The 25836-nt window shown below is 57.0% G+C and carries 22 protein-coding genes and 1 pseudogene; 5 read left to right on the top strand and 18 right to left on the bottom strand.

What is annotated here, in order from left to right:
• Nucleotides 1-73: 73 nt before the first annotated feature.
• Nucleotides 74-1018: a LysR substrate-binding domain-containing protein gene (locus ACMWKK_RS04000; RefSeq protein WP_112780185.1), complete on the top strand. Its 945-nt coding sequence runs from the start codon at nt 74-76 to the stop codon at nt 1016-1018.
• On the opposite strand, the gene ACMWKK_RS03995 is transcribed toward ACMWKK_RS04000, so the two are convergent.
• The 3 genes from ACMWKK_RS03995 to yddG all read right to left on the bottom strand — a co-directional run bounded on the left by ACMWKK_RS03995 (nt 1008) and on the right by yddG (nt 4106).
• Nucleotides 1008-1448 (bottom strand): GFA family protein, encoded by a 441-nt coding sequence (locus ACMWKK_RS03995; RefSeq protein WP_045326477.1) that lies wholly within the window; start codon nt 1446-1448, stop codon nt 1008-1010. The genes ACMWKK_RS04000 and ACMWKK_RS03995 overlap by 11 nt on opposite strands.
• A gap of 77 nt (nt 1449-1525) precedes the next feature.
• On the bottom strand, nt 1526-2608 hold the full coding sequence (gene ompC, locus ACMWKK_RS03990) for a porin OmpC (protein ID WP_045326475.1): 1083 nt from the start codon (nt 2606-2608) through the stop codon (nt 1526-1528).
• 619 nt (nt 2609-3227) lie between these two features.
• A complete protein-coding gene (gene yddG, locus ACMWKK_RS03985; RefSeq protein WP_112780186.1) occupies nt 3228-4106 on the bottom strand; it encodes an aromatic amino acid DMT transporter YddG in 879 nt (292 codons plus the stop codon).
• Between the two features lie 221 nt (nt 4107-4327).
• Between yddG and fdnG the strand changes: the two genes are divergently transcribed.
• From fdnG to fdnI, 3 genes are read left to right on the top strand one after another with little or no spacing between them, the layout of a single operon-like run.
• Entirely contained in the window at nt 4328-7375 is a 3048-nt protein-coding gene (fdnG, locus tag ACMWKK_RS03980) for a formate dehydrogenase-N subunit alpha (protein ID WP_406542748.1), read from the top strand.
• 11 nt (nt 7376-7386) lie between these two features.
• Complete coding sequence (fdxH, locus tag ACMWKK_RS03975; protein WP_045326467.1) at nt 7387-8271, top strand: formate dehydrogenase subunit beta; 885 nt, start codon at nt 7387-7389, stop codon at nt 8269-8271.
• The gene (gene fdnI, locus ACMWKK_RS03970) at nt 8264-8920 is read left to right on the top strand and encodes a formate dehydrogenase-N subunit gamma (RefSeq protein ID WP_112780188.1); all 657 of its coding nucleotides are present in this window, start codon (nt 8264-8266) and stop codon (nt 8918-8920) included. Before fdxH ends, fdnI begins: the two co-directional genes overlap by 8 nt.
• 71 nt (nt 8921-8991) lie before the next feature.
• Here the strand turns inward: fdnI and ACMWKK_RS03965 are convergent.
• The 3 genes and pseudogenes from ACMWKK_RS03965 to ppk2 all read right to left on the bottom strand — a co-directional run bounded on the left by ACMWKK_RS03965 (nt 8992) and on the right by ppk2 (nt 10423).
• Nucleotides 8992-9314, bottom strand: a pseudogene (locus tag ACMWKK_RS03965) (CcdB family protein).
• Nucleotides 9314-9505, bottom strand: a complete 192-nt coding sequence (locus ACMWKK_RS03960) for a hypothetical protein (protein WP_139156879.1) — start codon at nt 9503-9505, stop codon at nt 9314-9316. Before ACMWKK_RS03960 ends, ACMWKK_RS03965 begins: the two are co-directional and overlap by 1 nt.
• Nucleotides 9506-9604: 99 nt before the next feature.
• Nucleotides 9605-10423: a polyphosphate kinase 2 gene (gene ppk2 / locus ACMWKK_RS03955; RefSeq protein ID WP_045326459.1), complete on the bottom strand. Its 819-nt coding sequence runs from the start codon at nt 10421-10423 to the stop codon at nt 9605-9607.
• Between the two features lie 165 nt (nt 10424-10588).
• Here ppk2 and araJ point away from each other — a divergent pair, with 165 nt between their 5' ends.
• On the top strand, nt 10589-11764 hold the full coding sequence (gene araJ, locus ACMWKK_RS03950) for an MFS transporter AraJ (protein WP_112780190.1): 1176 nt from the start codon (nt 10589-10591) through the stop codon (nt 11762-11764).
• A 6-nt stretch (nt 11765-11770) separates the two neighbouring features.
• Here araJ and ACMWKK_RS03945 read toward each other — a convergent pair whose 3' ends face one another.
• The 12 genes from ACMWKK_RS03945 to ACMWKK_RS03890 all read right to left on the bottom strand — a co-directional run bounded on the left by ACMWKK_RS03945 (nt 11771) and on the right by ACMWKK_RS03890 (nt 25739).
• Nucleotides 11771-12862, bottom strand: coding sequence for an alkylhydroperoxidase domain protein (locus ACMWKK_RS03945; protein ID WP_112780191.1), 1092 nt, complete (start codon nt 12860-12862; stop codon nt 11771-11773).
• A gap of 10 nt (nt 12863-12872) precedes the next feature.
• Complete coding sequence (locus ACMWKK_RS03940) at nt 12873-13862, bottom strand: putative FMN-dependent luciferase-like monooxygenase (RefSeq protein ID WP_112780192.1); 990 nt, start codon at nt 13860-13862, stop codon at nt 12873-12875.
• Complete coding sequence (locus ACMWKK_RS03935; RefSeq protein ID WP_112780193.1) at nt 13859-15466, bottom strand: dipeptide ABC transporter ATP-binding protein; 1608 nt, start codon at nt 15464-15466, stop codon at nt 13859-13861. Before ACMWKK_RS03935 ends, ACMWKK_RS03940 begins: the two co-directional genes overlap by 4 nt.
• Complete coding sequence (locus ACMWKK_RS03930; RefSeq protein ID WP_112780194.1) at nt 15463-16314, bottom strand: ABC transporter permease; 852 nt, start codon at nt 16312-16314, stop codon at nt 15463-15465. The genes ACMWKK_RS03935 and ACMWKK_RS03930 overlap by 4 nt, the downstream gene beginning before the upstream one ends.
• Complete coding sequence (locus tag ACMWKK_RS03925) at nt 16311-17255, bottom strand: ABC transporter permease (RefSeq protein WP_112780195.1); 945 nt, start codon at nt 17253-17255, stop codon at nt 16311-16313. The genes ACMWKK_RS03930 and ACMWKK_RS03925 overlap by 4 nt, the downstream gene beginning before the upstream one ends.
• A 10-nt stretch (nt 17256-17265) precedes the next feature.
• Entirely contained in the window at nt 17266-18885 is a 1620-nt protein-coding gene (locus ACMWKK_RS03920) for a TIGR04028 family ABC transporter substrate-binding protein (RefSeq protein ID WP_112780196.1), read from the bottom strand.
• Nucleotides 18886-19034: 149 nt separating this feature from the next.
• Entirely contained in the window at nt 19035-20045 is a 1011-nt protein-coding gene (gene adhP, locus ACMWKK_RS03915) for an alcohol dehydrogenase AdhP (RefSeq protein WP_045326441.1), read from the bottom strand.
• A gap of 196 nt (nt 20046-20241) precedes the next feature.
• The gene (locus tag ACMWKK_RS03910; protein WP_045326440.1) at nt 20242-21954 is read right to left on the bottom strand and encodes an ABC-F family ATP-binding cassette domain-containing protein; all 1713 of its coding nucleotides are present in this window, start codon (nt 21952-21954) and stop codon (nt 20242-20244) included.
• A gap of 377 nt (nt 21955-22331) precedes the next feature.
• Nucleotides 22332-24029, bottom strand: coding sequence for an NAD-dependent malic enzyme (locus tag ACMWKK_RS03905; RefSeq protein WP_045326435.1), 1698 nt, complete (start codon nt 24027-24029; stop codon nt 22332-22334).
• 176 nt (nt 24030-24205) lie between these two features.
• Complete coding sequence (sra, locus tag ACMWKK_RS03900) at nt 24206-24343, bottom strand: stationary-phase-induced ribosome-associated protein (RefSeq protein ID WP_008501714.1); 138 nt, start codon at nt 24341-24343, stop codon at nt 24206-24208.
• Nucleotides 24344-24438: 95 nt separating this feature from the next.
• Entirely contained in the window at nt 24439-24654 is a 216-nt protein-coding gene (bdm, locus tag ACMWKK_RS03895; RefSeq protein WP_045326433.1) for a biofilm-dependent modulation protein, read from the bottom strand.
• Nucleotides 24655-24887: 233 nt separating this feature from the next.
• Nucleotides 24888-25739, bottom strand: a complete 852-nt coding sequence (locus ACMWKK_RS03890) for a Vmh family MBL fold metallo-hydrolase (RefSeq protein WP_112780197.1) — start codon at nt 25737-25739, stop codon at nt 24888-24890.
• Nucleotides 25740-25836 lie beyond the last annotated feature (97 nt).

Genomic DNA, 25836 nt, shown 5'->3' with positions numbered 1-25836 from the left:
TGCTTTATCTTTATGATTTATATAAACATAATAAAATCATGTTTTCTGGTAAAAAGCCTAAAGAAATCAACATATGAATAAAACAGAACAGTCGGCTGCGCTATCTGCGTATGCAGACAGTCGCCTGGCAAACGATCCGCCGCTTCGGGCCGTCCGGGCCTTTGAGGCCATCGCCCGCCTGGGCAGCGTGACGCTGGCCGCGCAGGAGCTGAATATCTCCCCGTCGGCCGTCAGTCATCAGCTCAAGGTGCTTGAAGGGTATCTGCAAATGCCGCTAACGGAGCGTCAGGGGCGCAGGCTGGCGCTGAGCCAGCATGGCCGTGAATATTACCGCTCGATCCGCGCGGCGTTTAACGTGCTGCGCCAGGCGACGGAGCATCTGGCGGAGCAGGCGCAAACGCGTCAGGTCACCATCAGCCTGATCCCGCTTTTTGGCATGGGGTGGTTTATCCCGCGTTTGCCCGCGTTTATGCGCGCCAACCCGCAGACCGAGATCAACGTGGTGTATGCCAACCATCGTAACTATTTGAGCGACGCATCGGACATGTCGATCCGTTTCGGCAACGGGCAGTGGGCGGGCTATCAGAGTGAAAAACTGATTTCCGGCAAGATGGTGCCGGTGTGCAGCCGGGCTTTTTTGCGCATTCATGGCCATATCGACACCCCGGAGCAGCTGCTGCAAATGCCGCTGCTGCACGATGAGGAGCGCACCACCTGGCCGCAGTGGTTTCAGCAGCAGGGGGAAAAACGACCTCTCCGGCGCAGCGGTCCTCTGTTTGAAGACGGGCTGTTGACGCTGGCGGGCGTGCAGGCGGGGCTGGGCTGCGCGCTGATGCGTGAGCCGCTGATTGCGCCTTATCTGGAGAGCGGCGAGCTGGTGAAGATATTTGACTTACCCATAGACGACGGGCGCGACTATTACCTCTGCGTGCGTTCAGATTCAGAAATGACCGAGGACGGCAAGCTGCTGCAAAGCTGGCTGCGTCGGGCTGCGAGCGTTGAACCGTCTACGACGTAAGCAGGCAGTGTTTATCCAGCGCTTCAATTTCCGATCCGCTGTAGCGCGCGTATTGTCCGGTCAGGCCAAAAAACGCAGGCTGGGTTTCGGTGTAGATTTCTGCGGCAAGCACCAGTCGGCGTCGTTCGTCCTCGCTCATCTCAAGCAGCGTCCAGGGAATAAAATAGCGCGATGTTGAGGTCAGCTTGAACCACAGCGGGCAGCCGCAGCCGGGACAGAACCAGCGCTCACCGCGCGCGGATGACGCAAAATGAGAGGGGGAAATGGAATCTTGCTCCACAAGCGGCTGGCCCTGCGTCTCAAGATACATGGCAATGCCACCCGACCATTTCTGGCATTGCGTGCAGTGACATGCGTATACGTCAAAATTGTTGAGGCTCGCGCTGAACTGACTCATTCCGCACAAGCAGCGTCCTTTGAATATGTGCATGGCGTACTCCTTTTTGACGCCAGAAATCCGTATAAAAAAAGCCAGCCGCAGGGGCTGGCCTTTTATCGTGACAAATCTTAGAACTGGTAGGTCAGGCCAACCGCTACGATGTTGTCGGTAGCAACGCCAGTTGCTTTGGTGAAGCTGTTGTCGTCAACCAGGTTGATTTTGTAATCAACATAGGTAGACATGTTCTTGTTGAAGTAGTAGCTCGCGCCAACGTCAATGTATTCAACCAGATCCTGGTCGCCGTATGAACCCAGGTCTTTACCTTTGGATTTCAGGTAAGCGATGGATGGACGCAGGCCGAAGTCGAACTGGTACTGAGCAACAACTTCGAAGTTCTGAGCTTTGTTCGCGATATAACCGTCACCGAAGTTGGTCATGTTGCGGGTTTCAGAATAGGTGGTTGCCAGGTAGATGTTGTTCGCATCGTATTTCAGGCCAGCAGCCCATACTTCTGCGTTCTCGCCGCCAGCGTTAACGGTGTTCGCGACGCGACCAGCAGCAACCTGACGGTCGGTACGGTCAGATTTCGCGTAGGTTGCACCAACAGCGAAGCCGTTCATTTCATAGGTAGAAGACAGACCCCAGCCGTCACCGTTCGCTTCGGTGATGTCGCGGTTGTCATTTTTACCCTGGTACTGAGCGGCAAAGTTCAGACCGTCAACCAGACCGAAGAAGTCGGTGTTACGGTAGGTTGCAACGCCAGTGGTACGGCCAGTCATGAAGCCATCGGTCTGAGTCCAGGTATCGCCACCGAACTCTGGCAGTACGTCAGTCCATGCGCCGATGTCGTAAGCAACACCGTAGTTACGACCGTAGTCGAATGAACCGAATTCGTTGAATTTGAGACCCGCGAATGCCAGACGGGTTTTGCTGCCGTCAGTACCCTGGGATTCAGAACGGTTGCCTTTGAACTCATATTCCCACTGGCCGTAACCGGTCAGCTGATCGTTGATCTGAGTTTCGCCCTTGAAGCCCAGACGAACGTAAGTTTTGTCGCCGTCGTTCTTAGCATCATCAGAGAAATAGTGCAGACCTGTAACTTTACCGTACAGATCCAGCTTGTTACCGTCTTTGTTATAAATTTCAGCCGCGTTTACAACGCCTGCTGCCAACATGGAAGTCACTGCCACTGCAACTAATTTAAGTTTCATCTTAAATATTCCTTATAATTTTCTTTGGTATTTCCTGAGCCACTTTGAACGATTTCTAAACGAGGCTTATCGTCAATGGCATGGTATTTTTAAAAATCTTGTAGTCCTATTTCAATAATAAGTTTCAAATTATTAGCAATAATTTCAGTTAGTGTGATCGGGATCGGATAAATGGCTGTGACAGAGCATGAAATGATGAATATTTAATCAATTTTGCGGCTGATTGATTGTTATGAATATAATTTCATTGCGGTTTTATAAAAAGTGGTAATTATCGGTATTTTCGTTTCTTTAAAAGGGGTTAAGCCTCATCTGAAAGTTAACTACTTGTTTTTAACTCAGCACTATGCGGAATTTCCGTTCTATCAAGCGAAATAAACAGAAACATACTATTGCACTTTGTGCTATTAATCTCGTGAGTATTCGCAGGGAACTAATCACCCATGGGTGTCAATTTATGTCAACTGAAGGAAATGGGAAATTACGAAAGGACGCTACTATAAACAGAATCTAAACGCGCGCTCCACTGGCGGGGTAAATATTTTGGCGCACGCTCACATATTAAAACTATGTTAATTTTTTGCTGCCGAAATGAATATTATCGACAGCAAAACCACAATTATTTTCGCGTGGCGTACCAGCAGAGCAACGACCCGGCGCAGACCATCAGCGCGCCTTGCCAGAATGAGAATGAGAGGGGGGAACTTAGCACTGCGGCGGCGAGCGCGGCTGAGAGGACGGGGGTAAAATAGGATACGGCAGCCAGCACCGTAACGTTACCGTGAAGAATGCCAATATTCCATGCGGCGTAACCAAACCCAAGCGCAATACCGCACATGACGAGTTTCACCACCACCGGCAGCGTAAACACCATCTCGGGCTGTTCGCTCAGGGCATATTTTACCCACAGGCTCAGCGCGGTCAGCAGTACAAACAGGGTGATGCCGTTTTGTCCTTTCGCAAATTTGCTGGTGACCGTGCAGTAGGCGGCCCAGATAAATGCCCCGGCAAACGCCAGCGCGTAGCTCAGCGGGCTCGAAACGATATTGCGGGTGATTTCATCAAGGTGTAAACCCTGTTCACCGCCCAATACCCAGCAGACGCCCAGCAATGAGATGGCTAAGCCGGGGATCACCCACAAGGTAGATTTCTGTCCGTTGAACATGATGGCAAACACAATCGTCAGGCTTGGCCAGAGGTAATTCACCATACCGACTTCAATCGCCTGAGCGCGCGTTGCGGCGTAGCCCAGCGACAGCGCCAGGCATATTTCGTAGCTGACAAACAAAACGCTGCCTGCAATAAGATAGCGGGGGGAAAACCGCCTGATATCAGGAAATCCTACCGTCACCAGACACAATAATCCGCTGAGGGTGTAGATCATCGCTGCACCGCCTACCGGGCCCATGCCCTCGCTCACGCTGCGAATAAGACCGACCATGGTGCTCCATAACACTATGGCCGCCAGCCCAATAAGCGTTGCTCTTTTTCTGTCCATTACTTAGCCATTGCGATAAAAATCAAAGGAAAAATGTATCGCATTCATCCTGACGCTGTCGCGAATTATTCTCTTAAACCGTTAATCAAAAAGGGGTATTTGAATGTGCCGGGGATGGCGATTAAGGGGGGGATGCGTGACGACCTTGATTTGACGCAAAAAAATCAGGGGTATTACTGCTACTTTGCGGCGCGAAGTCTTATTTGATAACGAGGACAACAATGGACGTCAGCCGCAGACAATTTTTTAAAATCTGCGCGGGCGGTATGGCCGGAACAACAGCCGCGATGCTGGGATTTGCTCCCAAAATGGCGCTGGCTCAGGCACGCAACTTTAAGCTGCTGCGCGCGAAAGAGATCCGTAACACCTGCACATACTGCTCCGTAGGTTGTGGGCTTTTGATGTACAGCCTGGGCGATGGCGCGAAGAACGCCAGAGAAGCGATTTACCATATCGAAGGGGATCCGGACCATCCGGTGAGCCGCGGGGCGCTGTGCCCGAAAGGGGCGGGGCTGCTGGACTATGTTCACAGCGAAAACCGCCTGCGCTACCCGGAATACCGCGCGCCGGGCTCCGATAAATGGCAGCGCATCTCCTGGGACGAAGCCTTCTCCCGCATCGCGAAACTGATGAAAGCCGACCGCGACGCTAACTTTATCGAAAAGAACGAGCAGGGCGTGACGGTTAACCGCTGGCTCTCCACCGGCATGCTTTGTGCCTCTGCGGCTAGCAATGAAACCGGCATGCTGACGCAAAAATTTGTGCGCTCTCTCGGCATGCTGGCGGTAGACAACCAGGCGCGCGTCTGACACGGACCAACGGTAGCAAGTCTTGCTCCAACATTTGGTCGCGGTGCGATGACCAACCACTGGGTTGATATCAAAAACGCTAACGTCGTAGTGGTGATGGGCGGTAACGCCGCTGAAGCCCATCCGGTGGGGTTCCGCTGGGCGATGGAAGCGAAAAACAACAACGATGCGACGCTGATCGTCGTCGATCCGCGCTTTACGCGCACGGCTTCGGTGGCGGATATCTACGCGCCGATCCGTTCCGGCACGGACATTACGTTCCTGTCTGGGGTACTGCTGTACCTGATCGAAAACAACAAAATTAACGCGGAATACGTTAAGCACTACACCAACGCGAACCTGCTGGTGCGGGATGATTTTGCCTTCGATGACGGGCTGTTCAGCGGCTATGACGCGGAAAAACGCCAGTACGACAAAACGTCCTGGAACTATCAGTTTGATGAAAACGGCTACGCGATGCGGGATGAAACCCTGACGCACCCGCGCTGCGTGTGGAACCTGCTGAAGCAGCACGTTTCCCGCTATACGCCGGACGTAGTGGAAAACATCTGCGGCACGCCGAAAGCGGACTTCCTGAAGGTGTGCGAGGTGCTGGCTTCCACCAGCGCGGCGGACAGAACCACGACCTTCCTGTATGCGCTGGGCTGGACGCAGCACACCGTGGGCGCGCAAAACATCCGCACCATGGCGATGATCCAGCTGCTGCTCGGCAACATGGGCATGGCGGGCGGCGGCGTCAACGCGCTGCGCGGCCACTCCAATATTCAGGGCCTGACCGATCTCGGTCTTCTCTCCACCAGCCTGCCGGGCTACCTGACGCTACCGTCCGACAAGCAGGCGGATCTGCAAACGTATCTAGAGGCCAATACGCCAAACGCGACGCTGCCGGACCAGGTGAACTACTGGAGCAACTATCCGAAGTTCTACGTCAGCCTGATGAAATCGTTCTACGGCGACGCGGCGCAGAAAGAAAACGACTGGGGCTTTGAGTGGCTACCGAAGTGGGACCAGGCCTACGACGTCATCAAGTATTTCAACATGATGGATAAGGGCAACGTCACGGGCTATATCTGCCAGGGCTTTAACCCGGTGGCTTCCTTCCCGGACAAGAACAAGGTCGTGCGCAGCCTCAGCAAGCTGAAGTACATGGTCGTTATCGATCCGCTGGTGACCGAAACCTCCACCTTCTGGCAGAACCACGGTGAATCCAACGACGTTGACCCGGCGTCGATTCAGACCGAGGTGTTCCGCCTGCCGTCTACCTGCTTTGCGGAAGAGGACGGCTCCATTGCCAACTCCGGGCGCTGGCTGCAGTGGCACTGGAAGGGCCAGGACGCGCCGGGGGAAGCACGCAACGACGGTGAAATTCTGGCGGGCATTTACCATCGCCTGCGCGAGATGTACCGCACCGAGGGCGGCAAGGGCGCCGAGCCGCTGCTGAAGATGAGCTGGCAGTACAAGCAGCCGGATCGCCCTGAGTCAGAGGAAGTGGCGAAAGAGAACAACGGCGTGGCGCTGGCGGATCTCTATGATGCCAACGGCAACCTGCTGGCGAAGAAAGGCCAGCTGCTGAACAGCTTCGCGCTGCTGCGCGATGACGGCACGACGGCATCGTCCTGCTGGATTTACGCCGGCAGCTGGACGGAGCAGGGGAACCAGATGGCCAACCGCGATAACGCCGATCCGTCAGGTCTCGGTAATACGCTTGGCTGGGCGTGGGCATGGCCGCTGAACCGTCGCGTGCTGTACAACCGTGCGTCCGCAGACGTGAACGGCAAGCCGTGGGATCCGAAACGCATGTTGATCCAGTGGAACGGGGCGAAATGGACGGGGAACGATATCCCGGACTATAGCACCGCCGCGCCGGGCAGCAGCACCGGGCCGTTTATCATGCAGCCGGAGGAGCTGGGACGCCTGTTTGCGCTGAACAAGCTGGCGGAAGGGCCGTTCCCGGAACATTACGAGCCGATGGAGACGCCGCTCGGCACCAACCCGCTGCACCCGAACGTCGTCTCCAGCCCGGTGGTGCGGATCTACGAAGACGACGTCCTGCGTTTAGGTAAAAAGGACAAGTTCCCGTACGTGGGAACGACCTACCGCCTGACCGAGCATTTCCACACCTGGACCAAGCACGCGCGGCTTAACGCCATCGCCCAGCCGGAGCAGTTTGTGGAGATCAGCGAGACGCTGGCGAAGGCGAAAGGCATTGCCAACGGCGATCGCGTGAAGGTGAGCAGCAAACGCGGCTTCATTCGCGCGGTGGCGGTGGTCACCCGCCGCCTGCAGTCGCTGAACGTGCACGGCCAGCAGGTGGAAACCGTCGGTATTCCGCTGCACTGGGGCTTTGAGGGCGTGGCGCAGAAAGGCTACATCGCCAACACCCTGACGCCAAACGTTGGCGATTCCAACTCGCAAACGCCGGAGTACAAGGCGTTTCTGGTCAACATCGAGAAAGCGTAAGGAGCGATTAAATGGCGATGGAAACACAAGACATTATTAAGCGCTCCGCGACCAACCCGATCACTCCCGCGCCACGCGCGCGGGACTATAAGGCAGAAGTCGCCAAGCTTATCGACGTCTCCTCCTGCGTGGGCTGCAAGGCCTGCCAGGTAGCGTGCTCGGAGTGGAACGATATCCGCGATGAGGTGGGGCACTGCGTCGGGGTCTACGATAACCCGGCAGACCTGAGCGCCAAATCCTGGACGGTGATGCGTTTTAGCGAAACCGACCAGAACGGCAGGCTGGAGTGGCTGATCCGCAAAGACGGCTGCATGCACTGCGAGGATCCGGGCTGCCTGAAGGCGTGCCCGTCCGCCGGAGCGATTATTCAGTACGCCAACGGGATCGTCGACTTCCAGCAGGACAACTGCATCGGCTGCGGCTACTGCATCGCGGGCTGTCCGTTTAATATCCCACGCCTCAATAAAGAGGATAACCGGGTCTACAAATGCACCCTGTGCGTGGACCGCGTCAGCGTCGGTCAGGAACCTGCCTGCGTGAAGACCTGTCCTACCGGGGCGATTCACTTCGGGACTAAAAAAGAGATGCTGGACGTGGCGCAGGCGCGCGTGGACAAGCTGAAAGCGCGCGGCTACCAGAATGCGGGCATTTACAACCCTCAGGGCGTGGGCGGGACGCACGTGATGTACGTGCTGCACCACAACGACCAGCCGGAGCTGTACCACAACCTGCCGAAAGATCCGGCGATCGACACCTCGATCAACCTGTGGAAAGGGGCACTCAAGCCGCTCTCAGCGGCGGGCTTTATCGCCACCTTTGCGGGGCTGATTTATCACTACATTGGTATCGGGCCAAACAAAGAGGTGGACGACGACGAGGAGGAGCACCATGAGTAAGTCGAAAATGATTGTGCGCACGAAGTTTGTTGACCGCGCCTGTCACTGGACGGTAGTCATCTGCTTCTTCCTGGTGGCGGTATCGGGAATTTCGTTTTTCTTCCCGACGCTGCAATGGCTGACCGAAACCTTCGGTACCCCGCAGATGGGGCGCATCCTGCACCCGTTCTTCGGCGTGCTGATTTTCGTGGTGCTGATGTTCATGTTCGTACGCTTCGTCCATCACAATATCCCGGACAAGCAGGACATTCCGTGGGTAAAAGGGATCGTCGAAGTCCTGAAGGGCAACGAGCATAAAGTGGCGAAGGTGGGCAAATACAATGCCGGACAAAAGATGATGTTCTGGACCATCATGAGCATGATTTTTGTGCTGCTGGTGACCGGCGTGATCATCTGGCGTCCGTATTTTGCCTCGTATTTCCCGATTCAGGTGGTGCGCTACGCGCTGCTGATCCACGCCACGTCAGCCATTATTCTAATCCACGCCATCCTGATCCATATGTATATGGCGTTCTGGGTGAAGGGTTCAATTAAAGGCATGATTGAAGGGAAGGTGAGCCGCCGCTGGGCGCAGAAACACCATCCCCGCTGGTATCGGGATGTGGAACGGCTGGAAGCGAAGCAGGAAAGTACGGAAGGGATCAAGTAAGACCTGCGCCGTCGGCTGTGCCCGGCGGCGCTGCGCTTGCGCGGGCAGGGCAAATGCCTGACCGGCTGCCGTCATGTGCTAGTCAAGAAACGATCGATTGCTGCTATAACGTCATGACGTGCATTGCGTAAATTACAAACAAAATCTTTAGGATTTATTTTATTGTTGTTAAGGTTGGTTATCATTGGCGAATAAATCAGAAACGTTTCAAAATCGATATTTACGTCTGAGCCAGATGGCTCTGCCATAACGGTAACTTATTATTTCTTGCGAGCGGTACGATGACGCGTGTTGCAAGGTCGTCGTAGCAATCATCCTGAATAAGCATGTAGTAAGGCAGCCTGTCCCGTGTTGCGAATGATGTATTCCGATAAACATTAAATTGTCTCAGCATTAAAGCACCCTGAAAAACTCATCATCAGTAATGGTTCCATTTTTTTCTACAAACTCATTCATTGCCCGTATAAATGCACGATCTTCGTCTGATGGCTGACGCCGCCTGGTTGAGTTCTGTTCTGCATGACACAAGAGCTTACGCGATGTGATGTTCTGGCCCGGTTTTGTTTCTGCGGTATGTTTCATCATTAGCTCCTTTGTTGGTGCGGTCATTATCAACCGCAGCCAACAAAAAACAATACTGTATCCCCTGGTAATCTACATTCTGCGAGGCATCTTCCAGTAATCTCAGAACCGCTCTTCCACATAGCGGAACGGGTATTTTGTGGGTTTGACTTTGCCGATTTTACGTTTCGGTAAATCTACCTTTTCAACATGTATTTCTTTATACGGGATCTGCGAAAGCAGATGCGAAATAATATTCAGGCGCACGCGCTTTTTATCTTCAGAACGCGCGACAAACCACGGTGCCCAGGCGGTGTCGGTGGCTTCAAACATGGCGTCGCGTGCACGAGTATATTCATCCCACAGGTTAAAGGATTTAATATCCATCGGCGAGAGCTTCCATATTTTACGGCCGTCGTTAATACGATCGCGTAAACGCCGTTCCTGCTCTTTCGGCGTTACCTCCAGCCAGTACTTCAGCAGAATAATTCCGGCATCGACCATTGCCTTTTCCATAACCGGCGCGCCGTCCAAAAATTTCTCTGCCTGCTCCTCCGTGCAGAACCCCATCACACGCTCCACGCCCGCGCGGTTATACCAGCTGCGATCGAATATCACTATTTCGCCCGCCGAAGGCAGGTGTGGCACATAGCGCTGGAAGTAGAGCTGGCTTTTTTCTTTTTCAGTCGGGGCAGGGAGCGCAACCACGCGAAATACGCGAGGGCTTACGCGCTCGGTGATCGCTTTAATGGTGCCGCCTTTGCCAGCCCCGTCTCGTCCTTCAAACACGATACACACTTTCAACCCTTTGGCGACGACCCACTGCTGGAGCTTAACCAGTTCAACGTGGAGGCGGCGAAGTTCTTGTTCGTACGCTTTGGTTTTCAACGGCGCATTCTTTTCGACATCAACAGCGACACTGGTTTTCTTTTTGCTTCCCATGATTGTCATCCTCAGGTTGTCCGGTGCGGAAAAAAGCGCGGCCGCACTATGAAGTGTAATCCACCTGAATTAATGGATTAATGTGTCAGCCAGCTGATTTGAACTGGCTCACCATACAAGATTATTCAATAATGCCCGTCGCGAGTGATAAACAGTGGTTGAGGAATGAAAAAAACAATCTTTTCGTTGGCGCTGGGCACGTTTGGCCTCGGAATGGCTGAATTTGGCATTATGGGCGTGCTCACCGAGCTGGCGCGTGACGCCGGTATTTCGATTCCCGCCGCCGGGAATATGATCTCGTTTTATGCGTTCGGCGTGGTCATTGGCGCCCCGATAGTGGCGCTGTTCTCCGGAAAGTTCTCGTTAAAAACGACGCTGCTGTTTTTGGTCGCCATGTGCGCGGTCGGGAACGCCCTGTTTACGTTTTCAACATCGTATTTCTGGCTGGCGATGGGGAGGCTGATTTCCGGCTTTCCGCACGGAGCCATTTTTGGCGTCGGGGCCATTATCCTGTCTAAAATAGCGCCACCCGGGAGGGTGACCGTTGCGGTAGCCGGGATGATTGCCGGGATGACCGTGGCTAACCTGCTGGGCGTCCCGCTGGGCACCTGGCTGGGGCACCAGTTCAGCTGGCGTTATACCTTTTTCCTGATTGCCGTGTTTGACGCGCTGGTGATCCTCTCAGTCCTGCTCTGGGTGCCGGACATCCGCGACACATCAAAAATCAAATTGACCGAGCAATTCCACTTTTTGAAGAAACCGGAGCCGTGGCTGATTTTTGCCGCCACCCTGTTTGGCAACGCCGGGGTGTTCGCGTGGTTCAGCTTCGTTAAGCCGTTTATGGTTAACGTTTCCGGTTTTTCGGAAGGGGTGATGACCGCTATCATGATGCTGATGGGCCTTGGCATGGTGTTGGGCAACCTGTTTAGCGGTAAACTTTCCGGTCGCTTCAGCCCGCTGCGCATTGCGGCCACCACCGACATGGTGATTGTTGCCTCGCTTCTGCTGCTTTTTACCTTTGGCGAACTGAAAACGGCCTCGCTGGTCATGGGCTTTATCTGCTGTGCCGGGCTGTTCGCGCTCTCTGCGCCGCTGCAGATCCTGCTGCTGCAAAACGCGAAGGGCGGCGAGATGCTGGGGGCGGCCGGGGGGCAGATGGCGTTTAATCTCGGCAGCGCGATCGGGGCGTACTTTGGCGGGATGATGATTACCCTTGGCTTTAGCTGGCGCTACGTCACGCTGCCTGCGGCGATACTCTCGTTCTCGGCCATGAGCGCGCTGTTGATCTACGGTTACCTGCGTGCCCGACGGGCTCAGGCTAACGCTCGCGCGCTAGCCTGACTTCATTCAGGCAAGCCAGGGCTCGCCCAGGGTCAGCATCAGGCGGTTAGCCCACGCGAAGAACGCGGCGGACTGCACCAGGTCAAGCTGGGCTAAGGTATCCAGCCCCTCTTTTTCCAGCGCGGCGAGGTGCAGCGGCGTGGCGGCAGGCGGGGTAACGGACAGCGCCGCCGCAAAGTTGATTTCCGTCTGCCAGCGTGCAGACTGCCCCTCGCTCAGGGATTGCCCCGGACGCACGGCCAGCAGGGCCTCTACCGCTGCATCATCCTTTGACAGCTGGCTGGCTTTACGCGCATGGACAGATGCGCAGTAAATGCAGCCGTTAATTTTACTGGCGACCGTTGCCGCCAGCTCGCGCTCGGCTCGCGGCAGTCCCCCCGCTGTATAAAAAATCCCTTTATCGGTCAGCGTACGCTGTTCAAGCACCGGCAGATTGCGCCCCAGCAGACGGAAATAGTCGGAATCGGTATGGCCAAACTTCGCCAGAATCGCCACCTCGTCGTCACGGAAATCCGCCAGCGGTTTGGCGGCGATCCACGGCTCCCAGCCCAGCTCCTGCTGGGTAAACGCGACCGGAGCCGCCTTTCCGGTAGCTGTGGTTGCTGTCGTGTGCCAGACGCCCGCCGCTACCGGCGCATCGCTTTTGGCGACGGGCCTGTCGTTCAGCAGACGCAGTCCGGCAATCAGTCTGCTCTGGAAGCTCACAAACGCGATGAGCTGCGCCAGGGTAACAATGCCTTCCTTGCTCCATCCTGCCTGGGTCAACGCCTTTAACGACGCCGGCGTCGCTTCGACGGGGGAGAACGTTAGCAGCCGCGCGAAGTTCAGCGCCGGGGTCAGGCGTGCTGAGGTAGGGTCGGCCAGGCCAAACCCCGCATAGTGCGCGGCCAGCGCCTCCGCGCTGTGCCACCTGGCGACTTTTGCCGCCACGGCGAAGCGCTCGTCCAGCGCAAAATCGCTATCCTGCTGGGTAAATAAGATTTCGTAGCTGCCCTGCGCGTGGCGCGTGGCGGCATCACGCGTAGCGCGCGCCTCTGCCAGAGGGGAACCGGGTTTAATTTCCGCCAGCTCGGCGAGAATGTCCTGACTTAATGACATAGGTATCTCCTCAATGGATATGGGGGGCAATATGTTCGGCGATCAGTTCGATGGACCGCAGCGTGTCCCGATGCGCGGGTTTGACCGAATGGACCTGGAATGAGATATCCGTGGCGCGCCGGAGAACGGAATCGGCCTGCAGCGAACGCAGCACCGTCTCGGGCGAACCGATATGGGCGTCGAACTGGCGACGAAAATCTGTGACAGTGTCACCTTTAACCACGTGTCCGGCTGCGCGATGCTGCTGGGCCTGCCTGGCGAGACCCGGCGTGGCGACCTTAAGCGCATAGTCATCGCTGTCTGCGACGAACGCCGTACGGGAGGCCAGAATGCGCGGTGCGATACCGGCGGGCAGTGCCTCAAGGTAGGCATCCACAATCGGGTTCTGGATCGCGTCGAGCGTGAGATCCAGCTGGTCTGCCGGGCGCGGCTGCGTGCGGGAGAGCATCAAACCGTGTCCAGCCCGCGCGGCGCGAACCGCACCGTCAACAGAGAAGGTAGCAATCCAGATACGGTCGGCCAGCTGTGGCGCAGGCGGGTAAAGGTGATTATCCGGATGGGTGAGCGAATCCCCGCGCCAGGCGCTTTGGATCGCATGCAGATGGTCAGCAAAGGCCGCGCCGCGCTGTTCAAAGGTCAGGCCAAACGGCAGGAATGAGGTCGGCGTGCCGCCGGAACCAAAACCAACTTCAAGCCGTCCATTGGCGAGTAAATCCAGCACGGCGGCATCTTCCGCCACGCGCAGCGGATTTTCCATCGGCAGGGTAATGATGGCCGTTCCCAGGCGGATGGTTTCGGTATGCGCGGCTACGTGCGCCAGAAACAGCAGCGGCGACGGCAGGCCGCCTTCACTTTCATGAAAGTGGTGCTGCGCAATCCAGGCGCTGTCAAAACCGTGGCGTTCGGCGTGGCGGATTTGCTCAGTTGCCAGGCGATAGCGCTCCTTCGGCGTGGCGTCGTCGAGCAGGCGGGTGAAAAATCCCAGGCGTTTTCGCGTCATGCGAACTCCTCCTTAGCGGGTGAAAAATGGGGAATGGCGTCAATCAGCTCGCGGGTATAGTCGTTCTGCGGCGACGTGAATAAGGTTTCGACGTTACCGTGTTCGACCACCTGACCGCTGCGCAGCACCGTGACGCTGTGGGCGATCCGGCGGACGGTAGACAGATCGTGCGTGATGAACAGGTAGGTTAATCCCAGCTGCTGCTGCAGCTGCTGAAGCAGCGCCAGGATCTGCGCCTGGACGGTGACGTCCAGCGCGGAGGTGGCTTCGTCCAGCACCAGAATGGTCGGCTCCAGGATCAGCGCCCTGGCGATGGCCACGCGCTGACGCTGTCCGCCTGAAAGCTCCCGGGCGGTGCGGCTCAGGAGCTCGACGGGCAGGGCAACCCGCTGCGCCACGGTTTCCACCCGGATCTTGCGCTCCGCCTTCGCGAGACGAGAAAAATTCTTCAGCGGCTCTTCGATGATGTCAAACAGCGTCTGACGCGGGTCGAGCGAGGCAAAGGGGTTCTGGTAAACAAACTGGATCTTCTGGCGCAGCTGACGACGGGCCTCGCGGCTGAGCGCGGTGGCATCAATATCATCAATGATCGCCTGCCCGCTGTCGGCCTGTTCAAAACCCAGCAAAATACGGGCGAGGGTGGTTTTCCCGGAGCCGGATTCCCCCACCAGCGCATGCGTGCTGCCGCGCCTGACGTCAAACGTCACATGATCCAGTGCCTGAAGCTGATGGCCTTTGCCGAGTGAGAAGTGTTTGCTGATGGCGCGAGCGCGAATGGCCGGGGACGCGAGCGGCAGACCTGCTACCGGGGCAATGGTCAGGCGCTGGCCCTGGAGGTCGCTTAACAGCTGACGGGTGTAGGCATGCTGCGGCGTGCGGACGATATCGGCAGTGTTGCCGTGCTCCTGAATCTCGCCATCGCGAAAAACCAGCAGCCTGTCGGCGCGCTGTGCGGCCAGCGCCAGATCGTGGGTGACAAACAGAACGGCGGTTCCCGATTCCCGGCGCAGGATATCCAGCAGGTCAAGAATACGTTTTTGCACCGTCACGTCCAGCGCGCTGGTGGGCTCGTCTGCAATGATGACGTCCGGGCGCAGGGCAATGGCGATAGCAATCAGCACGCGCTGTTTCATGCCGCCGGAGAGCTGATGCGGGTACTGCGTCATGCGCTGTTCAGGGTGGCTCAGGCCAACCTTTGTCAGCAGGGCGAGCACCTGCTCATCCCGCTGGGCGCGGGTCACCTTCTGGTGCAGCTGAATAATTTCACCGACCTGAGCGCCGATGGTCTTCACCGGGTTGAGGGAATTACCCGGATCCTGCGGAACCAGGCTGATCCGCGCCCCGCGCAGGGTATCAAGACGTTTAGCGGACCACCGGCCGATCTCCTCGCCGTTGAGGACGATTTTTCCCGCGTCGCGCCGTGCGTTATCGGCCAGCAGACCAATGATCGCCTGCGCCGTGGTCGTTTTGCCGGATCCGGATTCGCCAACAAAGGCCAGCATTTCCCCACGCCTGAGGGTGAAGCTCACGTTATGCACCACCTCGCGCCACTGGCGGGCGGTACGGTAGCTAATGGTCAGGTTTTCTACCGAGAGTACGGTCATTTCAGGCCTCCGCTGAACTGCTGGCTGATACGGTTGGTGGCCAGCACCACGGCGATGACCACCACGCCGGGGAAGGTGGTTAGCCACCAGGCGGTAGAGAGATAGTTACGGCCTTCGGCGATGAGTATGCCCCACTCCGGTACGGGCGGCGGAGTGCCATAGCCGAGAAAGCTCAGCGTAGAGAGCGCCAGGATCGCCTGACCAAACTGCAGCGTGGCAAAGGCGACGACGGCGGTTAAGGCGTTGGGCAGGATGTGTCGCCACAGCACGGCGAAAAACGTCCCGCCGCTGCCAAACGCCGCTTCAACATAATCCGTGTGGCGGATGCGCACGACCTCGCCGCGCGCGAGGCGGGCGAAGCTGGCAATGGAGGCGACGCCAACGGCAATCGCGGCGTTAACGGTGCCAAACCCGAGAAGAATAATCACCGTCAGCGACAGAAGCAGTGACGGGATGGAAAGCAGCACGTCGACGAAACGCATCAGCAGAGACTCGACGCGTCCGGCGAACGCGCCGGCGGTGACCCCCAGACCGGTGCCCACCACCAGCCCCATCGCGACGGCAGCGAGTGCCGCGCTCAGCGAGTGTGACGCGCCATACACAATGCGCGTATAAACGTCGCGGCCAAGCTGATCGGTGCCGAGCCAGTAGCCCGCCTGCGGTGCCAGACGCTGTGCGCCAGCAATACCCTCAATCGGGCTGAAGTGGGTTAACAGGCCGGGCGCCACGGCGGCAAAAACGGCGAGAATAATCACCGTCCATGCCAGCCACAGTCCCGGCTGCCATGCTATTCCCCGCCACGCCGGAACGCGTTTTCGCGCGGCGGCAGCGTAATCGACCAGGCTCATGATGCACCTCCGGTAACGGTTTGCAGACGGGGATCCAGCAGCGGCATCAGCAGATCCACCAGCAGATTGATCAGGACAAAACCGAGGGCGGAAATCATCACCACCGCCTGAAGCACGGCGATATCCTGGTTATTCACCGCCTGCTGGGTCAGCTGCCCGAGCCCGCTGCGGCCAAAAACGGTTTCCGTAATCAGCGCCCCGGCTATCAGCTCGCCCAGCAGCAGCCCGGCAATGTTCAGGACCGGCAGCAGGGCGTTGCCGGTGACGTGACGCCACAGGACGGCGGTTTCACTCAGCCCTTTGGCCCGTGCCACGGCGACAAACGGCTGCGTCGTCACCTGGTCCAGACTGCGCATCAGAATTTGCGCCAGCGGGGCGGAAATGGGGATCGCGACGGTCACGATTGGCAGGATCAGCCCCTGCAGCGGCGTTGGGTTAATCACCGGGATCAGCCGCAGCTGAAAAGAGAAGAGCTGGATGAGGGCAATCCCCAGCCAGAACGTCGGTAAGGAGATAAACAGGACCGGCAGAGACTGGAGGGTATTGCTCAGCCAGCGCAGGCCCGGCAGACGCGACGCAAAGGCGATCGCAAACGCCAGCAGGACCGCGAGTACAAACGCGGGCAGGGCAAGGCTCAGGGTATCCGGCAGATTGCTGGCAATCAGCTCGCTGACCGGTACGCCTGCCTGCAACGAATAGCCGAAATCCCCGCGCAGCATCGCGAGCAGCGTATGGCCATATTGCAGCCACAGCGGGCTGTCCGCGCCGTAGGCCACGCGCATCTCCTCGATTTGCGCCGGGCTTAAGCCCAGGTCCGGGTTCTGAAATTTAATCAGCACCGCGTCGCCAGGCAGCACCTGGAGCAACACGAACGAGAGGGTGAAGGCGGCCCACAGCACCAGCAGCCCGTGCCCAAAGCGTTGAAGAAGTGCGTGGCGCATCGTCAGCTCCTCAGTGTTTCTCAATCCACGCGCCGTAGAATGACGGGCGGCCTACCGCTTCAAAATTGACGCCCTTAAGCCACGGCGCGCCGGCAAAGACCTGCGGCTCCTCGAAAATCGGAATGACGTAGGCGTTATCCAGCAGGTAGCGCTGGGCGTCACCCGTCAGCTGGAGGCGTTTTTGCGGATCGACTTCGGCAGAAATGTTCACCAGCAGGGCATTCAGCTTGTCGTCACGGAAGTTTTTAACCTTGTCGCTGGAACCGCCCTTTTGCAGCAGCGCGTCTCGGTTAGCGGGGTAGAACATGCTTTTGACCACGTCCGGATCGGCGCGTCCCACTTCGGAGACGGTAAGCGGGGTTTTCAGCGGGTCAAGGTTATCCAGCGTGCGGCTGCCTGCGTCGCCGGCCTTGACGCTCAGCGCCACGCCCACCTGTCGCCACTGCTGGGCAACCAGCTGCAGTACCTCTTTGTTCTGCGGCTGCGGCAAGGACTCATACACCGTCAGCGCAAGTTGCTGGCCGTCTTTCGCGCGGATCCCGTCGCTGCCCGCTTTCCAGCCCGCCTCGTCCAGCAGCTGGTTGGCTTTTGCCGGGTCAAAGGCCAGTTTGTCGCTGAGGTCGACAAAGCCTGCGGCGGAATCGGCAATCACCGACTTCGCCTGCGGATAGTTGGCCGAGAAGAGGGTCTCGACGACCTGTTTTGCATTGGTGGCATGCAGCAGCGCCTGGCGCACGCGAATATCGGAGACCAGCGGGTTATCCGGGCGGAAGCTAATGCTGTCGTTCACCCCGCGCGTTGGGGCAGCGTAGATTTTATAGCCCCGATCGGTGGCCTGCTTTTCGTCATACGCTTGCACCTGACGAATAAAATCCGCCTGACCGGCCAGCAGGGCGCCGACGCGCACGCTGTCTTCCTGGGTCACGATAAACTTGATGCCGTCGAGATTGGCCGGCCCCTGCTGCGCCAGATTTTTGGGTCCCCACTGATAGTCTTTGCGCGCTTCCAGCGTCACTTCACGACCCAGCTTTTCGTCCTTCACCACGAACGGGCCGGAGCCGATGATATGCCGGGCATCACCCAGCTCTTCGAAGTTGCGCTTCAGCGTGCTGAGCGAGACCAGGCCCGAGCCGATGGTGGCGGTGCCTTGCAGGAACCCCGGTGACGGCTTTTTAAAGTAGAACTTTACGGTCAGCGGGTCGACCACTTCACTGCGATCGTAGTTATTGATCACTTCTGACACCGGCAGACGCTGCGCCTTATTGCCTAAGCCGTAGGTATCAAAGTTTTTCGCCACGGCGCTGGCGTCCAGCGGCGTGCCGTCGGAGAAGGTGATCCCCGGGCGAATTTTAAAGGTGTATTCGGTTTTATCGGCGTTGGTGGTCCAGCTTTCGGCCACCCACGGCTCCACCTGCAGCGTCTTTGGGTTCTGCCATGTCAGTTTGTCGGTGATTTGATTCAAAATGCCGCCGTTCGGGTAGAAGCCACCGGCAGGCGGATAGAGGTTGGTGTGCGCCTGTTGCTCCAGATAAATCAGCGTGCCGCCTTTAACCGGTGCATCCGCGGACCAGGCTGCGGTTGTCGTCATAATCAACGCCGTCAGCAGCGGCAGACGAAATGGGGTTGGCATGGTGAATTCCTTTGTTATCTTCTTGTTAGCGTCGGATTCATCATCGGGCGCAGGGGAAAACAAGGGAACAAAGGAATTAAGATAAGGATTGCCGGAAAATGGCTATAAAAAAACCGCCCCAGCGCGGAGCGGTCATGGACGGTAGGCGTTTATGAACGCAGGTCGATTACCATACGCCCACGGATCTGGCCCTGTTCCATCTCTTTAAAGATGGCGTTGATGTCCTCGATAGGACGCATCGTCACCTTCGGCACGACCTTGCCTTCCGCAGCGAACTGGAACGCTTCCTGCAGGTCCTGACGGGTGCCGACCAGCGAACCTACCACCTGAATGCCGTCCAGCACCAGACGCGGAATATCGAGGCTCATCGCTTCCGGCGGCAGGCCAACCGCGACCACGCGGCCACCGGCACGCACGGCGTCAACGGCGGAGTTGAAGGCCGCTTTTGCGACGGCAGTGACGACCGCGGCATGCGCGCCGCCGGTTTTTTCCTGCACAATTTTCGCGGCATCTTCGCTGCGGGAGTTGATGGTTAAATCAGCCCCCATGCTGGCAGCCAGCTTCAGCTGCTCGTCATTAACGTCAAGGGCGATAACTTTGGCATTAAAGACGTTTTTAGCGTACTGCAGTGCGAGGTTGCCCAGCCCGCCCAGACCATAAATGGCAATCCACTGGCCAGGTTTAATACCCGATACTTTCACCGCTTTGTAGGTGGTCACGCCCGCGCAGGTGATGCTGCTGGCTGCCGCCGAATCCAGACCGTCCGGCACTTTTACCGCGTAATCTGCGGTAACGATGCACTCTTCCGCCATGCCGCCATCTACCGAGTAACCGGCATTTTTCACGTCACGGCAGAGGGTTTCATTACCGCTATTACAGTATTCGCAGTGACCACAGCCTTCAAAGAACCAGGCTACGCTTGCGCGGTCGCCAACCTTCAACGACTTCACGCCAGGGCCGATTTCTTTCACGATGCCAATCCCTTCATGGCCGAGGATCACGCCGGTTTTATCGCCGAAATCCCCGTTCTTCACGTGGAGATCGGTATGGCATACGCCACAGCATTCCATCTTAAGCAGGGCTTCACCGTGCTTGAGCGGACGTAAGGTTTTTTCGGTGACGTTAACCTGATGATCCTGAGTAACAACAGCAGCCTTCATGTGTATCTCCTTGTTCATGATGAGTATCTGCACAGCAGGTGTAATACTCCTCAAGGATTAATTCTTTAGCGCGGTAATGCAAGGCGATCGCAACATAATGTCATCATTTAATGCGATTTCAGATTAAGAATACGGCGTTCCTCTAATAATTAAGGGGGAAAATACTGGCCCGACGAGATGCTCGCCGGGCGCAGCATTACAGCTGTGCTTCTATCTCCTCAATCTCTTTACGCCATTGGGCCTGCAGCTGCGGCTTTTGATGCTTCGGCTTGCGCGCCAGATCGTCTGCCAGCAGCGTTTCCAGCGCGACCAGCCTTTCGAGCAGATCGTCATACGGCGAGGATTGCACCGTCGCCGCAGCGACATCAGGTGCCGCGGATGTCACCAGCCCCGCGCTTTCCCGCAGGCGCTCAAACACCGCCTGGGCATCGTGCCACTCGCTCAGCGTCCCTTCTTCAATCAGCCAGAAACGGTTGCAGCTTTGGCTAATTAACTGACGGTCATGGCTGACCAGCAATACGCCGCCTTCGAACTGTTGAAGGGTTTGCGCCAGCGCCTCTTTGCCTTCCATGTCGAGATGGTTGGTTGGCTCATCCAGCATCAGCAGGCTATAGCGGGCGAGCGTCAGGCCCACGAACAGCAGGCGCGAGCGCTCGCCGCCGCTGAGCGTGCTGACCGTCTGCCCGTGACGCGCCCACGGGAAACCCGCGCTTATCAAGGCCATTTTGCGGTGCTGCGGATCCGGTGCGAACGGCTCCAGCGCGTCGAGCAGCGTGGCGTTGTCCGCAAGCTGATGAAGCGTCTGGTCGTAGTAGCCGGGCGACACGCGCGGATGGATTTTCAGCCCCGCGTCGCTCTGCTCATCGCAAAAACAGCGCCAGATAAGCTTCATCAGCGACGATTTGCCGCAGCCGTTACGACCGACAATCGCCACGCGATCGCCGCTTTTCAACCGCGCCACGTCGATGTTAAACAGCGGCGGTAGCCCGGGCGCAGGCGGGACGCTGAGGTTTTCCATCTCCAGCAGACGGTCGGCCCGCAGCGCATCGCCGCGCAGGGTTAACGTCCACGGACTGCCCGCCGTCAGCGCGGTCTGGCTCTCTTTCAGCCGTTCGACCTGTTTTTCCATCTGTTTGGCCTTGCGGGCCAGGTCTTCGTTGTCGTAAACCTTGCCCCAGGTTGCCAGCCGCTTCGCGCTGGCGGTCACGCGGTCGATCTCCTTTTGTTCCGCCCTGTGGCGCTGGGCATCGCTTTCATCTTTTGCCTCAAGCGCCCGGCGCGCGGCCGTACAGGGAAGGGCAAAGTAGTGCAGCGTTTTATCGCGCAGGATCCAGCTGCCGTTAGTGACGGCGTCCAGCAGCTGTCGGTCATGCGAGACCAGCACGAAGCTGCCTGACCAGCTCAGTAAAAAGTGTTCCAGCCAGAGCATGGTCGGCAAATCAAGGTGGTTGCTGGGTTCATCGAGCAGGAGCAGGTCCGGCTCGTGAATCAGGGCCCGCGCCAGCAGCAGGCGGGTGTGCTGCCCGCCGCTCAGCGTGGCGGATTGCAGCATCATATCCTGCGGCGTGAAGCCCATGCCCGCCAGCAGCGTTTCGGCTTTCCAGCGCAGGCTTTCGCGCTCGGCTAAGGGCAGCTGTGCGAGCACGGCATCGAGCATGGTCAGCGGGAAAATGTCGTCCGGGAGATGCTGCTCCACGCGGGCCATCAGGCAGTGCCCGGCCAGCGCTACCGTACCGGCAGCAGGGGAATCGGTGCCGTCCAGCACCTTTAGCAGCGTACTTTTTCCGCAGCCGTTATCGCCCAGCAGGCCAATGCGGTCGCCTTTTTTCAGCGTAAAGGAGAGGGAGTCGAAAAGCGTGCCAAACGCCGTATCAACGCGTAAAGATTGTGCAGTGAGTAAAGTGCTCATTGTTGCTTACCCAAGAGTTACAGGCATGTTTATGCCTCGTCAAACATCGCTGACGATAACTCAGTAAGCCCGAGAGAAGGGATTTCAGGGGTTGGTGTCTTCGCTCAAGCAGAAGTTATCGCAGCACGATACCGATAACGCTTGAGCTGGTGCGATCACCAAATGTATGTGAAACATTGAAAATTTCACAGTACAGCATAATTGGCCTCCTTATATATTCAGTGGGTTAATGGATGAAAGCAGTGTAGCGGGGGAAAGGAGGTTTGGCTAGTAGGTATTCGATGCTGCGGTTTGTTACCCTCAACTACAGGAAGAGGGTAAACTCCTGGCCCGTAGGCCCGGTAAGCGAAGCGCCACCGGGCAGTTTGAGCGCAGAATTAAATCGAAGTACGGCGATAGCTGCGGTATTCAGGCTTCCAGAAGTTGTCGTCGATGGCTTGCTGCAGCGCGTCGGCAGAGGTTTTCACCGCCACGCCCTGCTGTTGCGCCATTTTACCCACCGCAAACGCGATAGCGCGCGACACCTTATGAATATCCTTCAGCTCAGGCAGAACCAGACCTTCGCCATCGTTGACCAGCGGCGAGTGGCCCGCCAGGGTTTCGCTCGCCGACATCAGCATTTCATCGGTAATGCGGGACGCGCCGGAGGCGATCACCCCCAGACCAATGCCCGGGAAGATATAGGAGTTGTTGCACTGGGCAATCGGATAGGTTTTGTCCTTCCAGACCACCGGATCGAACGGGCTGCCGGTGGCAACCAGCGCGTTGCCTTCGGTCCAGGCGATGATGTCCTGCGGCGTCGCCTCCACGCGGGAGGTCGGGTTAGACAGCGGCATCACGATAGGGCGCTCGCAGTGCTTGTGCATCTCGCGAATGATCTCTTCGGTGAAGAGACCGGTTTGCCCGGACACGCCGATCAGAATATCCGGCTTGACGTTACGCACCACGTCCAGCAGGGAGAGGACTTCGTTGTCGGTATCCCAGTTTTTCAGGTTTTCGCGTTTCTGCACCAGCTTATTCTGGAACGGCAGCAGGTTCGGCATGCCGTCGGTCAGCAGGCCAAAACGGTCCACCATGAAGACGCGGGAGCGGGCCAGCTCTTCGCTTAAGCCTTCACGCTGCGTCTGGGCGATAATCTGCTCGGCGATTCCGCAGCCCGCGGAGCCCGCGCCCAGGAAAACGATTTTCTGGTAGCTCAGCTGGCTGCCTGCCGCGCGGCTGGCGGCGATAAGCGTACCTACCGTCACGGCTGCGGTGCCCTGAATATCGTCGTTAAAGGAGCAGATCTCATCGCGATAGCGGTTCAGCAGCGGCATCGCGTTTTTCTGCGCAAAGTCTTCAAACTGCAACAGCACGTCCGGCCAGCGGTGCTTCACGGCCTGGATGAAATCGTCGACAAACTGATAATACTCGTCGTCGGTAATGCGCGGATGACGCCAGCCCATATAGAGCGGATCGTTGAGCAACTGCTGGTTGTTGGTCCCGACGTCCAGCACCACCGGCAGGGTATAGGCCGGGCTGATGCCGCCGCAGGCGGTATAGAGAGAGAGTTTACCGATGGGGATCCCCATCCCGCCAATGCCCTGATCGCCGAGGCCGAGAATACGTTCGCCGTCGGTGACCACAATCACTTTGATGTTGTGGTTAGGCACGTTCTGCAGAATATCGTCCATGTTATGACGGTTCTGATAGGAGATGAACACCCCGCGTGAACGACGGTAGATCTCTGAGAAGCGCTCGCAGGCGGCACCCACCGTCGGGGTGTAGATCACCGGCATCATCTCTTCCAGATGGTTCTGCACCAGGCGGTAGAAGAGGGTTTCATTGGTGTCCTGAATGTTACGCAGGTAGATGTGTTTGTCGATTTCCGTTTTGAAACCCTGGTACTGGATCCACGCGCGTTCTGCCTGTTCTTCAATGGTCTCAACCACTTCCGGCAGCAGGCCGAGCAGGTTAAAGCTGCTGCGCTCTTCCATGCTGAAGGCGCTGCCTTTGTTAAGCAGGGGAAATTCGAGTAAAACCGGTCCGGCGTATGGGATGTATAAGGAACGATGTTTTTTCAGTTTGTTGTCCATGTCACTCACTCTTTTTATGAAGATCCGTCCCTGGCACTGCTGTTTGTCATCTTTCTGGCCTGTGCGATGGGGTGCGGTCCGGCGGTATTATAAAGGAGCTAAATATTAATTACCGCAACACATAAACAAAAACACCACCGGGGTTACCGATGGTGTTCTGGATCTCAGTCTGGAACTTACTTGCCCGCGTGGCGTTTTCTGCCGGTGGCGTGAGTGACCTGCGTTTCATGGTCGCCTTCAATCACCACTTTGCGCTGATTTGAAAGCTTGTAGTTCAGTCCCAGAATATGGCGTGCCTGACGGTTCGATTTCATATTAACTCCTCAATCCTGTTGATAGTTTTAAGGACCAGTTTGCTTACGCAAACGAAATGTAACCCCTTAGGTTGCAGATCCAGCTTAGCAGGTTTTTACAAGGGTGCGTTTTGCCCGCTGACGACGTAGTTAATGGTCTGCTGGTAGATGTCACTGAGGATGGCATTGTCTGTGGATTCCACCCACCTGGTCAGCTCCATCAAAATATCATCTTCAGTCACAGCACCGTGCTCGGCGTGAAGACCCTGCGCAATCGCGTTAACGAGTTCAGGTTGTGCTGCTGTGGTATTAGCCGGGTAATAAGTAAACATGCTGCCTCCGTGTCGTTGTCTGTTTAATGGTACGGCTCGCAAAAAATTGAATTCATAAACAGAATGGCAAATATTTTCCCGGTTGTGGCTCAGATTCATCTTAGAAATAAAAATGACATAAGTGCATGCTTTTATGCGCTTTTAAACGGTGTGGTTATATTGGCGGATAACGGCGGGGGATATTCCGGCAGGGCTCCTGCTATCGCGGAAATATAGCAGGAGCAGATTTTAAATTACCACTTCATTTCGCCGGTATTCACTTTGGCGCTTAATTCCAGCGAGCTCTCGTCCGCCAGGCCCGGGTACTGTTTTTTCAGGGCGCTGATAACGGCTGCGGAATCTTTATGCGCGGCCAGGGCGCTGTCGAAGCGCTGCAGATAGTCGCGAGTAAATTCAATCGCGCCCGTTCCGGCAGGCGGCGTGCCGAGATAGTGGCCCGGGATCACGCGCTCCGGTTTGCGTGCCTCCATACTCACCAGCGTTTCCTGCCACTGCTTACGGCTTTCTGCCGTCTGGGTGTCAGCCGTCCAGACGTGGATCCCCCAGGCTACCCCCGTACCGCCGAGGATCGTTTTTGCTGACGGGATCCACACATAGGCCGCGTAGCCGTCAGGCTGCTCGATATCGATCTTTTCCCCGTCTACCATAAACGTGGTGGATGCGAGGACCTGCGGGACAATCAGCTCCGTCGGCGCGCCGTCCTTCATCTGCGGGCCCCAGAAGGCGAGCTTGGCGTCTTTGGTGGCCTTAATATGGTCCACCACGTGCTGCGTGGCCACCACTTTGGCATTCGGGAACGCTTTCACCAGCGGCTGCAGGCCAAAATAGAAATCCGGATCGCCGGAGGTGATCACAATCTTATTCAGGGTTTTGCCGCTGCGGCGAATTTTCTCTACCAGCGCTTCGCCATCCTTCACGCTGAACTGCGCGTCAAACAGCACCGCCTCTTTCGGGCCGGAAACCAGGGTGGAGGAGACCGGGAAAATGCCTTTCTCTTGCGGGTTGTAGGTATCAATGGTCAACGGCGCGGCAAAAACAGCCGGAGTCAAAAGGGTGGAAAGCAGGGCAAGGTGAGTGAGTTTCATGCTGTTGTCTCTGTTGTTCAGGAATGTTTCTATTGTACGGATAATTGCATTTGCCAGAATTCCTGAAACAAGACATGCTTAGTTTCATAAATCGAGC

Origin of the sequence: Enterobacter sp. 01-M-03-SI-ECC (genome assembly GCF_047530215.1) — a bacterium.
Lineage (GTDB): Bacteria > Pseudomonadota > Gammaproteobacteria > Enterobacterales > Enterobacteriaceae > Enterobacter > Enterobacter chengduensis.
The sequence above is the reverse complement of the archived record's forward strand: the minus strand, read 5'-3'. Positions and strand labels throughout refer to the sequence as shown.